Annotated in this window: 12 protein-coding genes; 6 read left to right on the forward strand and 6 right to left on the reverse strand. The window is 64.7% G+C overall.

What is annotated here, in order from left to right:
- Positions 1-117 precede the first annotated feature (117 nt).
- Genes GV832_RS03660 through GV832_RS03675 form a run of 4 tightly spaced genes read right to left on the reverse strand, consistent with a single transcriptional unit; the run spans position 118 to position 3,148 of the window.
- Positions 118-375 (reverse strand): hypothetical protein, encoded by a 258-nt coding sequence (locus GV832_RS03660; RefSeq protein WP_168773480.1) that lies wholly within the window; start codon positions 373-375, stop codon positions 118-120.
- 47 nt (positions 376-422) lie between these two features.
- Positions 423-1,016 carry a protein-methionine-sulfoxide reductase heme-binding subunit MsrQ gene (locus tag GV832_RS03665; protein ID WP_168773481.1) on the reverse strand — a complete coding sequence of 198 codons (594 nt, stop codon included), beginning with the start codon at positions 1,014-1,016 and terminating at the stop codon, positions 423-425.
- Positions 1,016-1,894 carry a protein-methionine-sulfoxide reductase catalytic subunit MsrP gene (msrP, locus tag GV832_RS03670; RefSeq protein ID WP_168773482.1) on the reverse strand — a complete coding sequence of 293 codons (879 nt, stop codon included), beginning with the start codon at positions 1,892-1,894 and terminating at the stop codon, positions 1,016-1,018. The genes GV832_RS03665 and msrP overlap by 1 nt, the downstream gene beginning before the upstream one ends.
- A 54-nt stretch (positions 1,895-1,948) precedes the next feature.
- Positions 1,949-3,148, reverse strand: a complete 1,200-nt coding sequence (locus GV832_RS03675; RefSeq protein WP_168773483.1) for a cation:proton antiporter — start codon at positions 3,146-3,148, stop codon at positions 1,949-1,951.
- A gap of 153 nt (positions 3,149-3,301) precedes the next feature.
- On the opposite strand from GV832_RS03675, the gene GV832_RS03680 reads away from it, so the two are divergent.
- The gene (locus GV832_RS03680; RefSeq protein ID WP_168773484.1) at positions 3,302-3,781 is read left to right on the forward strand and encodes a fasciclin domain-containing protein; all 480 of its coding nucleotides are present in this window, start codon (positions 3,302-3,304) and stop codon (positions 3,779-3,781) included.
- A gap of 100 nt (positions 3,782-3,881) precedes the next feature.
- On the opposite strand, the gene clpB is transcribed toward GV832_RS03680, so the two are convergent.
- Positions 3,882-6,494 carry an ATP-dependent chaperone ClpB gene (clpB, locus tag GV832_RS03685; RefSeq protein WP_168773485.1) on the reverse strand — a complete coding sequence of 871 codons (2,613 nt, stop codon included), beginning with the start codon at positions 6,492-6,494 and terminating at the stop codon, positions 3,882-3,884.
- Positions 6,495-6,636: 142 nt separating this feature from the next.
- Here clpB and queG point away from each other — a divergent pair, with 142 nt between their 5' ends.
- Positions 6,637-7,674, forward strand: coding sequence for a tRNA epoxyqueuosine(34) reductase QueG (gene queG / locus GV832_RS03690; protein ID WP_168773486.1), 1,038 nt, complete (start codon positions 6,637-6,639; stop codon positions 7,672-7,674).
- Here queG and GV832_RS03695 read toward each other — a convergent pair.
- Entirely contained in the window at positions 7,643-8,068 is a 426-nt protein-coding gene (locus GV832_RS03695) for a MarR family winged helix-turn-helix transcriptional regulator (protein ID WP_168773487.1), read from the reverse strand. The genes queG and GV832_RS03695 overlap by 32 nt on opposite strands.
- A 102-nt stretch (positions 8,069-8,170) precedes the next feature.
- On the opposite strand from GV832_RS03695, the gene GV832_RS03700 reads away from it, so the two are divergent.
- From GV832_RS03700 to GV832_RS03715, 4 genes are all read left to right on the forward strand, one after another.
- Positions 8,171-8,599: an organic hydroperoxide resistance protein gene (locus GV832_RS03700; RefSeq protein WP_168773488.1), complete on the forward strand. Its 429-nt coding sequence runs from the start codon at positions 8,171-8,173 to the stop codon at positions 8,597-8,599.
- Between the two features lie 208 nt (positions 8,600-8,807).
- Positions 8,808-9,572, forward strand: a complete 765-nt coding sequence (locus GV832_RS03705; RefSeq protein ID WP_168773489.1) for an SDR family NAD(P)-dependent oxidoreductase — start codon at positions 8,808-8,810, stop codon at positions 9,570-9,572.
- Between the two features lie 77 nt (positions 9,573-9,649).
- Positions 9,650-10,651, forward strand: a complete 1,002-nt coding sequence (locus tag GV832_RS03710) for a cytochrome-c peroxidase (RefSeq protein ID WP_168773490.1) — start codon at positions 9,650-9,652, stop codon at positions 10,649-10,651.
- Position 10,652: 1 nt separating this feature from the next.
- Complete coding sequence (locus GV832_RS03715) at positions 10,653-12,464, forward strand: methyl-accepting chemotaxis protein (protein ID WP_168773491.1); 1,812 nt, start codon at positions 10,653-10,655, stop codon at positions 12,462-12,464.
- Positions 12,465-12,858 lie beyond the last annotated feature (394 nt).

The raw sequence follows: 12,858 nt of genomic DNA on the forward strand, positions 1-12,858 counted from the left end.
CTGACACCTTGATCATCGGTCCATCAGGTCTCCCCAACTTCCCTACAAGGCCGATATGCTAGCTTTCAGACGCCGATGCGCCCAAACCGCCCGCATATCCCTTCGTTCATTACAGTTTCAAAGAGCAGCAGACACAAAAATCACCAGACCGCCAATCCCTTGGCGCGTCCCGCAACCTCGTATCCAGTAGTTCAACCTCACTTCGTTCGCCGCTTCCCGTCGCTTTCGCTTCGTTCCGTCCGCACCGTCGTTCGGTGAAGCGGTGTTTAGGCCCACACCAAAAAACCCGCAAGAGGAAAAAAGCACGGTTGTCGCATTTTCTTTGCTTTTCCCGATTTTCCCGCGAAATCCGATGGTTGACGAAATCTTAACCATTTGGTCAGGGGGTTTGCCGCAACTTTCTTTCGCAGTCGCAGCATGGCCTAGCCCCAAACCACCCGACTCGGACCGAACTTCCAGACCCTTGCGGCCAGGAGCCCTGCCAGGATCGCGGCATAGATCAGAATCTCTGCCCCCCAGACCTTTTGCACCATGATGAAATGCACCACGGCCAGGATCGCCGCCGGATAGGCCAGCTTGTGCAGCCGAACCCAGGTCTTGCGCAGCCAGCGGATCGAGCGGTCGTTCGAGGTCACGGCCAGGGGGATCAGCAAGACAAAGCTCGCCATGCCGATCATGATATACCAGCGCTTCACCAGGTCGTCGGCGATCTGGTCCCAGCGCAGGCCCATGTCCAGCACCAGCCAGGTCAGAAGGTGCAGCACCACGAGGCCGAAGGCCACAAGGCCGATCTGCCGCCTGAAGCGCAGCGCATTCACCCCCACCCAGCGCAGCGGCGTGATCATCAGCCCCAGGAGAAGGAAGCGCACGGCCCAGAGGCCGAGCCCCCTTTCGATGTCCCGCACCGGGTCGATGGCCGATAACCCCGGCACCACGACCCATGCGGCAACGGCCAGCCCGACGACATAGAGGCTCCAGGTCGGGATGCGGCGGAGCCCCTGGTTCAGCGCCTCCATCAGTAATTCTCCGCCAGGTCCATCCCGGCATAGAGGCTGGCAACCTGGTCCCCATAGCCGTTGAACATCAGCGTGTCCTGGCGGCCGCCGAAGAGCCCCGCCCCGATGACGCGCTCGGAGGCCTGGCTCCAGCGCGGGTGATCCACCGTCGGGTTCACATTGGCATAGAACCCGTATTCGTTGGCGGCCATCATGTTCCAGGTCGTCTGCGGCATCTGGTCGACCAGCGATATCCGCACGATCGCCTTGATCGACTTGAAGCCGTATTTCCACGGCACCACCAGCCGGATCGGAGCGCCGTTCTGGTTGGGAAGCGGCTTGCCGTAAAGCCCGGTGGCCATCAGCGTCAGGGGATGCATCGCCTCATCCAGCCGCAGACCCTCGCGATAGGGCCAGTCCAGGATTCCCATCTTCTGCCCCGGCATCTCTTCCGGTCGCACCAGGGTTTCGAAGGCGACATACTTGGCCCCGGGCTGCACGCCGAGCTTGCCCAAGAGCGCTGCCAGCGGCACGCCGTTCCAGGGGATCACCATCGACCAGGCCTCGACGCAACGGAAGCGGTAGATGCGCTCTTCGACCGTCAGGCCCGTCAGCAGCTCGCCCAGGTCATAGTCGCCGGGCTTGTCCACCAGCCCATCGACCTTCACCGTCCAGGGCTGCGTCGTCAGCATCGAGGCATTGGCGGCAGGGTCCTCCTTGCCGGTGCCGAACTCGTAGTAATTGTTGTAGCCGGTGATCTCTTCCCAAGTGTTGGGCGTCAGCTCTTCGGCCCGGGCTAGGCCGGGCGTCAGGCCCAGGGCCAGCCCCCCCGCCATGATCTGGCGGCGGTTCAGATACAGTTTCTCGGGGGTCACATCGGACCAGCTCAGGGTCTTCATCGGCGGCTCCTCCTTGGGGTGCTAAGGAGGATACGTTGAAAACCGCCGTTTGTTTCATTTCACCGCGTCACGGTGGCGTGAAAGATCGGGCCGTGACAGCAGCCGCGTGACGACGGGCATGGTCAGGACCGTGGAGCCGACCGCCATCAGCAAAAGCGCGGTAAAGGCGGCGGGCGAGATGATCTCCTTGTCCAGGAGGATATTGGCGAAGATGATCATGATCAGCGCCTTGGTCTGCAAGAGCCAGCCGATCACCCAGGTCTCGCGGCCCCAGCCCAGTTGCCGCCCCGCCAGCCAGACGCCGAGGAGCTTGCCGCCGACCGAGGCCACCAGGAGCAGGAGAGCCGCCGCCAGCACAACCCAGCCTCCGGCCTGGAACCCGGTCCGCAGCCCGGTCGACAGGAAAAAGACCGGCATCATGACCAGAAGCCAGGCCTCGCGCAGGCGGTCGACGCGGGTCACGTCGAACCACCGCGCCTCCAGCACCGCGCCAGCCAGGAAGGCGCCGACCATGAAATGCAGCCCCGCCCAGTCCGAGACGAAGGCCAGCGCGATCATCCAGACCAGGGCCACGGGCCAGCGGTCCGTCGGCCTCAGCCGGGGGACCAGCCGCCGAACGAGGGGCGACAGGGTCAGAAGGATCAGGACAAAGCCCAGTTGCCGGCTGACCCGCGTCCAGTCCAGAAGGATCAGCGCCAGCACCGCCCAGATCGCGATATCGTCCAGCGAGGCATAGCGCAGGATGCGTTGCCCCAGGGGTCGGCGGAGCAGGTCCAGTTGATCCAGGAACAAGATCAGGATCGGCAGGGCCGTCACGGCGCAGGCCATGCCGATGCCCAATGCCGTTTGCCAAGGATGGCCCGCCGCGCCCATCCAGCCCTCGGTCTGCAAAAGCACCCCACCCGCCAGCGTCCCCAGCACCAGCGGCACGCCCAGCGCAAAGCCCGCCGCCGTCACTGTCTCGCGCCGGTTGGCGAGCGCTTCGGATATGTCCAGTTCCAGACCGGCGATGAAGACAAAGACCGTGACCGCCCAAAGCCCCAGCGCGTTCAGCGACGCGATGACCTGAGGGGTGAATATCTCGCCATGCAGCCCGGGGGCCACTGCGCCGAAGACGCCAGGCCCCAAGAGGATGCCGCCGACGATCTGAACCACGACCAGCGGCAGCGTGATCTTGCCCCACAGCCGCCAAAGCGCCCAGGGCAGGGCGAAGATCACCAGAAGGGCCAGAAGCAGGGTCTCGTTCGGCGTCATCGCGCGTCCTTGTGCAAAGCGCCTCAGACTAGCGTGACCAAGGCCCGCGTCAATCACGCGCTCATCACTTTGAATTCAGGCGGAAAAGGTGAACCGGGTGAAACTTTCGCCCGTAAACTCCGTGCCAATCCCGGCAGATACCAAGGTGACCCCATGATCCGCAGAACCTTTCTGGCCCTGACCGCTTCCGTCTCGCTCCTGTCTGCCCCGGCCTTCGCCCAGGACAAGGACATCGTCGACACCGCCGTCGGCGCGGGCAGCTTCACCACGCTCGTCGCGGCCGTTCAGGCCGCCGGCCTGGTCGAGACCCTGAAGGGCCCCGGCCCCTTCACCGTCTTTGCGCCGACCGATGCCGCCTTTGCCGCCCTGCCCGCGGGCACGGTGGAAGACCTCTTGAAGCCCGAGAACAAGGACAAGCTGGTCGCCATCCTGACCTATCACGTCGTCCCGGGCAAGGTGATGGCCGCTGATCTGACCGAGGGCATGAAGGCCGCCTCCGTGCAGGGTGGCGAGCTGACCTTCACGCTGGAGGGCGGCGCGAAAGTCAACGGCGCGGTGATCTCGACCGCCGATATCGCGGCGACCAATGGCGTGATCCACGTCATCGACAGCGTCATCCTGCCGCCGATGTAAGCCGAACCGGTGGGCCTTGCCAGCCCGCCAAAAACGGGGGGAGCCTTCTGGCTCCCCCCGTTCCTTTTGGACCTTCTGGTCCCATCCGTTTGCACGGACCTCAATGCACCCGCACTTCCGCAGGCCTTTCCTTGGTCGAGCGCAGGACGCGGTCCCCGATCACCAGCCCATCGGGTGCCGCCGAGATCGTGACGGTGGACCCGTCCAGCACCTCGCCCCCCAGGATCATCTGCGCCAGTTGATCCTGCAGATGCCGCTGGATCACCCGCTTCAGGGGCCGAGCGCCATAGACCGGGTCGTAGCCCTCATCCGCCAGCCACTGCCGCGCCGCCGCGTCGGTCTCCAGCGTGATCTTGCGCGCCGCGAGCCGGGCCTCCAGCTTCTTCAGCTGGATGTCCACGATGGCGCCCATGTCACCCCGGCCCAGGCGCTCGAAGATGATCGTCTCGTCCAGGCGGTTCAGGAATTCGGGGCGGAAGTGACCCCGCACCGCCTCCATCACCTCGGCCCGGGCGCCAGTCGGGTCAGCGCCCTCGGGCAACTGGGACAGGGAATAGGCCCCCAGGTTGGACGTCAGGATGATCAGCGTCTGCTTGAAGTCCACCGTCCGGCCCTGGCCATCGGTCAAAACGCCATCATCCAGCACCTGCAACAGCACGTTGAAGACATCCGGATGGGCCTTTTCCACCTCGTCGAAGAGGACCACCTGGTAGGGCCGCCGCCGCACGGCCTCGGTCAGCACCCCGCCTTCATCGTAACCGACATAGCCCGGAGGCGCGCCGATCAGACGCGAGACGGCATGTTTCTCCATGAACTCCGACATGTCGATGCGGACCATCGCGCTATCGTCGTCAAAGAGATACTCGGCCAGGGCCTTGGTCAGCTCGGTCTTGCCCACGCCGGTCGGGCCGAGGAAGAGGAAAGAGCCCAAAGGCCGCCCCTCATCGTTCAGCCCGGCCCGCGCCCGCCGCACGGCGTTCGAGACAGCGGTGACCGCCGCCTTCTGGCCGACAACCCGCTTGCCGATCTGCTCTTCCATCTTCAGAAGCTTTTCCTTCTCGCCCTCCAGCATCTTGGAGGTCGGGATGCCGGTCCAGCGTTCGACCACTTCCGCGATCTGTTCAGGCCGCACGGCTTCCGAGACCAGGGCCTGGCCCTGCCGCGTCTCGGCCTCGGCCAAGGCCTTCTCCAGCGCGGGGATGCGCCCATATTGCAGCTCCCCGGCCTTGGCGAAGTTGCCCTCGCGCTTGGCGCCGTCCAGTTCGGCCCGGGCGCGGTCCAGCTGCTCCTTGATATCCCGCGCCTTCTCCAAGGAGTCGCGCTCGGCCTGCCAGGTCGCCGTCATCGAGGCCGAAGCCTGCTGCAGATTGGCCAGCTCCTTCTCCAGCTTCTCCAGCCGGTCACGAGAGGCGGCATCGTCTTCCTTCTTCAAGGCCTCGGCTTCGATCTGCAGCTGCAGGATCTGGCGGTCGAGGGCGTCGAGTTCCTCGGGCTTGGAGTCCACTTCCATCCGCAGACGGGAGGCTGCCTCGTCCATCAGGTCGATCGCCTTGTCGGGCAGGAAACGGTCGGTGATGTAGCGATGCGACAGGGTCGCCGCAGCCACCAGCGCCGCATCGGCGATCCGCACGCCGTGGTGCAGCTCGTACTTCTCCTTGATGCCGCGCAGGATGGAAATGGTATCCTCCACCGTGGGCTCGGAGACCATCACCGGCTGGAAGCGCCGGGCCAGGGCCGCGTCCTTCTCCACATACTTGCGATACTCATCCAGCGTCGTGGCGCCGACGCAATGCAGCTCCCCGCGCGCCAAGGCCGGCTTGATCAGGTTGGCCGCATCCATCGCGCCATCCGATTTCCCCGCGCCCACCAGAGTATGCATCTCGTCGATGAAGAGGATGATCTCCCCTTCCGCCGAGGTCACCTCGTTCAAGACCGCCTTCAGCCGTTCTTCGAACTCGCCGCGATACTTCGACCCGGCAATGAGCGACCCCATGTCGAGCGCCATCAGCTTCTTGTTGCGCAAGCTTTCGGGCACATCGCCATTGACGATCCGCAGCGCGAGCCCTTCGGCAATCGCCGTCTTGCCCACGCCGGGCTCGCCGATCAGGACCGGGTTGTTCTTGGTCCTGCGGCTCAGGACCTGCATGGTCCGCCGGATCTCGTCATCGCGGCCGATGATCGGGTCGATCTTGCCTTGCTCCGCCGCCTCGGTCAGGTCGCGGGCATATTTCTTCAGCGCATCATAGCCCTCTTCGGCCGAGGCCGTATCCGCCGTCCGCCCCTTGCGGATGTCGTTGATCGCCGCATTCAGCTTCTGCGCCGTCACCGCCCCCGCATCCAGAGCGCTCTTGGCCGCCGAAGTGACCAGGCACAAAGCCATCAGCACCCGCTCGACGGGCACGAAGGAATCCCCCGCCTTCTTGGCGACCTTCTCGGCCTCGTCCAGGACCTTGACCAGCCCCGGATCGGTGAAGGGCTGCGCATCGCCTGTGACCTTGGGGAGTTTCCCCAGGGCCAGGTCCAAAGCCTCGACCACGCGGGCGGGCTCGCCCCCGGCGCGGCGGATCAGGTTGGACGAGAGCCCCTGTTCGTCATCCATCAGGGCTTTCAGCAGGTGTTCGGGCGCCAGCCTCTGGTGGCTTTCCCGCATCGCGATGGTCTGGGCGGCCTGCAAGAAGCCGCGCGACCGTTCCGTGAATTTCTCCAAATTCATCGTTACTCTCCTTTGAAGCACCGTCCGAAGCGCCCAAAGTGGCACGCTTCATCGGCCTTGCCCTTGATCTGGGATAAGACCCCGCCCGCTGCAAGACCGCCAAGAGGTCGCGGGGCGAAAATTCCCGTGCTATGCCTTTGGGATGACTCTGAAAGACAAACTCCACGCCCGGGCCATGGAGGAGGGTTTCTCCGCCATGGGCATCTGCGCGCCCGATGCCATCCCGCAGGCCTCCGAGCGGCTGGCGGCTTTCGTGGCCCAGGGCGCGCATGGGCAGATGTCCTGGATGGCCGAACGGATGGAGTGGCGCGGCAACCCCGCCGCTTTGTGGCCCCAGGCGCGCTCGGTCATCATGCTGGCCGAGGTCTATCCGGGTGCCCGCAGCCCAACGCCGCCCGATCATGGCGAGATCTCGATCTATGCCCAGGGCAAGGATTACCACGACCTGGTCAAGCGGCGGCTGAAACGGCTTGGCGGCTGGCTGGTGGCCGAGGCGAAAAAGGCGGGGGAGGTGCCCGAGATCAAAGTCTTCGTCGACACCGCCCCGGTGATGGAGAAGCCGCTCGCCCAGGCCGCGGGCCTGGGCTGGCAGGGGAAACACACCAATCTCTTGTCCCGCGACCTTGGCAACTGGTTCTTCCTCGGCGCGATCTTCACCACGCTCGACCTGGAGAAAGACGCCCCCGAGGTCAGCCATTGCGGCTCCTGCACCGCCTGCCTGGAGGCCTGCCCGACGAAAGCCTTCCCCGCGCCCTATCAACTCGACGCAAGGCGCTGCATTTCCTATCTGACCATCGAGCACAAGGGCCCCGTCGACCTCGACCTGCGCGAGGGCCTGGGGAACCGCATCTACGGCTGCGACCTCTGCCTCGCCGCCTGCCCCTGGAACAAGTTCGCGGCCGAGGCGAAGGAAATCGGCTATGCCTCCCGCACCGGCAACCCGCCCCTGGCCGAGTTGGCGAGCCTGGACGATGCCGCCTTTCGGGAGCGTTTCGCGGGCAGCCCGATCAAGCGGATCGGCAGGGATCGCATGGTCCGGAACGTGCTTTACGCCATCGGGAACTCGGGCGACCCTTCGCTTGCCGCCTCCGCCGAGGCCCTGCGGGAGGACCCCGACCCCACGGTGGCCGAAGCCGCCGCCTGGGCGCTCAGCCGGCTAGCCGGTCCCGCAGCGCGGTGATCTGGTCGCGGAGCGCGGTCAGCCTCTCGACCTCCAGCCCGCAGGCGTCGAAGATGCAGCGGCTGATATGGCCCGCCTCGGCCTTCAGCCCAGCGCCCTTTTCGGACAGCGTCACCCGCACCTGGCGTTCGTCCTGCTCATCCCGCGCCCGCGCCACCAGGCCCTGCGCCTCCATCCGCTTCAAGAGCGGGGTAAGGGTGTTGGACTCCAGCCCCAGCGCCCGGCCAAGGTCGGTGACGCGGCGGCCGTCCTCCTCCCACAGCGCCATCAGCACCAGGAACTGCGGATAGGTCAGGCCGAGGGGGGCAAGCAGCGGTTGATAGACCCTCTGCATGGCGTGGTTGGCCGAATAGAGGGCAAAGCAGATCATGTCAGGCAGGGTCAGCTGGCTCATGCAATCTGATTAAATCGCGCGCGATTAAAAAGCAAGTTGACCGAATCGAAGGGGAGGGATATTCAATCGCTAACGACTTAATCGCAAACGATGGAGATTCCCATGACGGTCGATCCGAAGTATTTCACCGAAGCCACCGCGACGGGCGGCGGCCGCAATGGCCTGGCCAAACTGGCCAATGGTCAGCTGACCGTCACGCTGGCGACCCCGAAAGAGCTTGGCGGGACGGGCCTCGGCCACAATCCCGAAGAGCTCTTCGCGCTTGGCTATGCCGCCTGCTACCTGGGTGCCATGCGCTTTGCGGCGCAGTCCGAAAAGCTGGGGACGGTGCCCGAGGATGCGACGGTGACGGCCAAGGTCGGGATCGGTCCGCGCTCGGAGGGCGGCTTCGGCCTGGCCATCACGCTCGAGGTCAAGATGCCGGGCGTCGACAAGGCCGTGGCCGAAAAGATCGCCGAGCGCGGCCATTTCATCTGCCCCTATTCGCACCTGTCGCGCGGTGGCGTGCATGTGGCGACCGTGGTCGCCTGAGGTTGGCCGCAGGGGGTTGCGCGCCCCCCGCACCCACCCGAAGAGCGGGGGCTTCACACCCCCGCCGCGTTCATCGGTGCTCGGACCCATGGCGCAGCGATGGACGCACCCGTGGGATATTTTTGGACCAATGAACAAGGGGCGGCTTCGGTCGCCCCTTTCCTTTTGCCGGGGCCTTGCTAGCCTTTCGGGAAACAGGGAGGCTGACATGGGTCGTTTGGCGGGCAAGGTTGCGATCATTTCGGGCGGGGCGACCGGGATCGGCGAGGCCTCGGTGCGGTTGTTCGCCGCCGAGGGAGCTGCCGTCGGAATCATCGATCGCAACGTCCAGGCCGGACAGGCCCTGGCGCAGGACTTGCAGTCGGCAGGGCACCGGGTGGTCTTTGCCGAGGCCGATGTCAGTCGGCGGGGCCCCGTGGAGGCTGCTGTCGCGCAGGTGCGCGCCGCGCTGGGGCCGGTGAACGTCCTCTTCAACCATGCCGGCACCATCGTCATCAAACCCTTCCTCGAGACCAGCGAAGAGGACTGGGACGGGCTTTTCGATATCAACGTCAAGTCCATGTACCTGATGACCCGCGCCGTCCTGCCCATGATGCTGGACCAGGGCAAGGGCGCCATCGTCTGCACCGCTTCGATCTCCGGCTTCTACGCCACGCCGAACGAGGTGCTTTACGACGCGACCAAGGCCGCCTGCGCCATGTTCTCCAAGGCCATCGCCATCGAGTTCCGCGACCGTGGCATCCGCTGCAACGCCGTCTGCCCGGGCTTCATCCTCACCCCCCATGGCCGTCGCGAGGTCGCCGACCTGACGGCGCTTGGGGTCGATGTCTCGGAGGCTGCGATGAAGGCCGCCCAGGGGCGCTTCGGCCTGCCCGAAGATATCGCAAGGGCGGCGCTTTACCTCGCCTCGGATGATGCGGAATTCGTCAACGGGACAGAACTCTTCGTCGACAACGGCTTCTCTGCGGTCTGACCAAGCCGATCTCGGACGTTAGGGGAATATTCAGGAGCGGTTCCTAGACTGACTCGGTCTTGTTTCAGGAAACCGCCATGCGCCGCGCCATCCTTGCCCTCTGTCTTGTCGTGCCCTGCGCGAGCGTCTCAACCGCCGAAGTCTCGAAAGAAGTCAAGGAAAGCTACCGCCGCCCCTTGACCGTGCCCTTCCCGGCCGATGCGCCCTATGATCCGCGCATCGCCACCCTGGGCAAGATGCTCTATTTCGACCCCCGACTCTCGGGGGCGCAGAATCTCAGCTGCGCCTCCTGCCACAATCCCTCCTTCGGATCAGAGGCGCCCTCGGCCCGGTTCATCGGCGCGGCGGGTGTGCCGCTTGGCCGCCACACGCCGACGACGATCAATGTTGCCTGGGTCAGCCCGCTCTTTTGGGATGGTCGCGCCGCCACGCTGGAGGAACAGGCCAAGGGACCGATCACCAGCCCGGTCGAGATGAACGCCACGATGTCCCAGGTGGTCGAGCGGCTCTCCCGCGTGCCGCAATATGCCGAGACCTTCGACAAGCTCTTCCCGGGTGAGGGGTTGAGCGAAGGCTCGATCCTGAAATCCATCGCGATGTTCGAACGCACGCTGGTTGCGGGCTGGGCGCCCTTCGACCGCTGGATCGAGGGCAACGAGAATGCGATCTCGGCCGAGGCCAAGCGCGGATTCGAGCTCTTCATAGGCCAGGGCGCCTGTGCCAACTGCCATACGGGCTGGAACTTCACCGACAATCAGTTCCATGACATCGGCCTGCCCGGGAATGATCCGGGCCGCCTGGCAATCGATCCGTCCAACCCCTTGAACGAACACGCTTTCAAGACACCAGGCCTGCGCAACATCGCGCTTCGCGCGCCCTTCATGCATGACGGAACCCTGAAAGACCTGGGCGCGGTCCTGGACCACTACGCGAAGAAGGTCATCCAGAGACCCAGTCTCAGTCCCTCGATGGCACAAATCACCCTGTCACCGGAAGACAGCAAGGCCATCATCGCCTTTCTCGAAACCCTGACCGAAGAAACCAGCGCCATCTCCACTCCTGTATTGCCGGCGAACTGACATGCTCTCCATCCAGACCCGACTTCTGATCGTCATTTTCCTGCTTGGCATGACCGCCATCATTGGCAGCCTCGGCATGGGATATACCGCCTGGGCCATCTCGCTTGAGAAGGACAAGGTGGTGTCCGCCTCGTTGAACGCCTTGAACGCGGCCAATACCCTGACCCAGGGCTTGAACGATGCCCGCAAGGTCGTTGAAAAGGTCGAGGCCATGACCGAAATGGTCGACATGGCCAAGGTGCGCAAGGATTTCACGATCAAGACAGCCCTGATCGACACCTCGATCACCTCGATGAAATCCGCGACACTGTCCGAACAGATGCAAAAGGCCATCGAGACGTTCGAGGCGGCCAAGACGCAATGGGTCGAAGGGGCCAAGATCTTGCTCGGCTTCACCAAATCGGCCGAGATTCCGACATCCGAGCTCTTGCACCGCCAGGCGCAAGAGGTTCTGGCCCAGGCGTTGAAGATTGCGACAATCGCGCAGACCGATGCCAATGCCTATGTGTCAAAGGCCCGCGCCGACATGAAGACCAAGCTGATCCTGACGGCGGGCCTGATGTTGGCGGCCATCCTGCTTGTGGCGGGGATCGTTCTCTTCTTCTCGCGCCGCGTGGCGAAGTCGGTCGCCCAACTGGCGGCCCGGCTCAGGGCCATGTCGGGCGCCGGGGACAGCGGGTCTTCGCGGGACGAGGTGGCGCAGATGCGCTTTGCCGCCGAACGGCTCGAGCAAGAGTTCTCTGCCTTTCAGGCTGCACTTGGTCGGGCGACCATGGCGGCAGCCGCGGGCGATCTGACCGTGAGGATGGAAGAAACCGCCGCCCAGGAAGACCTGCGCGGGATCGCCGTCCAGATGAACCAGGTCTTCACTGCGGTCGAGGGCGCGACGGGGGCGATTTCCTCTGTCCTGCGCGACTATGCGGCGGGCAATCTCTCTGCGCGGATGACGGGCGATTACCAGGGGGTCTTTGCCGACCTGCAACGCGACGGCAACTCGACCGGAGAGAAGCTGGCCGAGCTGGTCGATCAGATCAAGGAAACCGCCGACCGCATCCGGATCGAGCTGCAACCGATCCAGAACGGCGCGCGCGACCTGTCCTCGCGTGCAAAGCGCCAGGCCGAACGTCTGCATGAGACGGCTGCAACCATGGTCGAGCTTTCCGCCACGGTCGAGGCCAATGCCAGCAATGCCTCAAGGGCGACCCAACTCTCCGAGGGCACGTCCGGCGCGGCGGTGAATGGCGGCAACGTGGCCTCCGAGGCGATTTCGGCGATCCGGCTGGTGTCGGAAAATGCTCGCCAGATCAACGAGATCACTGGCTATGTCGATGACATCGCCTTCCAGACCAACCTCTTGTCGCTGAATGCCGCGGTGGAGGCCGCGCGGGCGGGCGATGTCGGCAAGGGCTTTGCCGTCGTCGCGCATGAGGTGCGCATGCTGGCCAACAAGGCCGCCGATGCCTCGTCCGAGATCAAGAACCTGATCGGCCAATCGACGCGCAATGTGGGCAATGGCGTGAAATTCGTCGAGGCGACCGGCAAATCCCTGGTCGAGATTCACGACTCGGTCGACCAGGTGGTGGAGGCGGTCGGCCAGATCTCCACCGCCGTCAAGGAACAGGCGGCGGGCATCACGGCGGTGTCCGACATCGTCACCAGCTTGGAGCATGAGACCGGTCAGAACGCCCGCCTCGCCTCGGATTCCGCCTCGGCCGTCGATGGGCTGATGGCCGAGATCGCGCGGCTGAACCGGCTGATCGCCTATTTCAACACCCAGGCCGGGGTCGAGGCGCCCACCGCGCTTTCCGCCTAGCCCCCCGTGGCCTGAAACGCCCAGGTGCAACGAGATCGGTCAGGGGGCGGAAGGGAGACAAGAATACACTGCGGACAAGGTCCGAAATGGCGGGTTCATCACCAGGCCCGCTGCGATCCTTCGCTCGGTGAGAGATCGTGCCTCACCCAGGGTTGCGGCCTGGATCAAGCCGGAATGCGGGGGCGCCTCCCTGCCCCCACAAGAAGGTGCCCAAGGCCCGGGAAGCGCGCCTTTCACCCTGGGCCCTGTTCCAAAGAGGCCGGCGCGCCCCTTCGCAACACGGGCTGCAGGAAAATCCCCTTCTTGCACCAGGGGATTGCGCGGCAATTCCAAGCGGTTTCCCGTTCGAAAAGGGCTGAAATTCAACACGCAGCCCGCCAATCGTTGCCGTCAG

This window comes from Stagnihabitans tardus, from assembly GCF_009925085.1.
Lineage (GTDB): Bacteria > Pseudomonadota > Alphaproteobacteria > Rhodobacterales > Rhodobacteraceae > Stagnihabitans > Stagnihabitans tardus.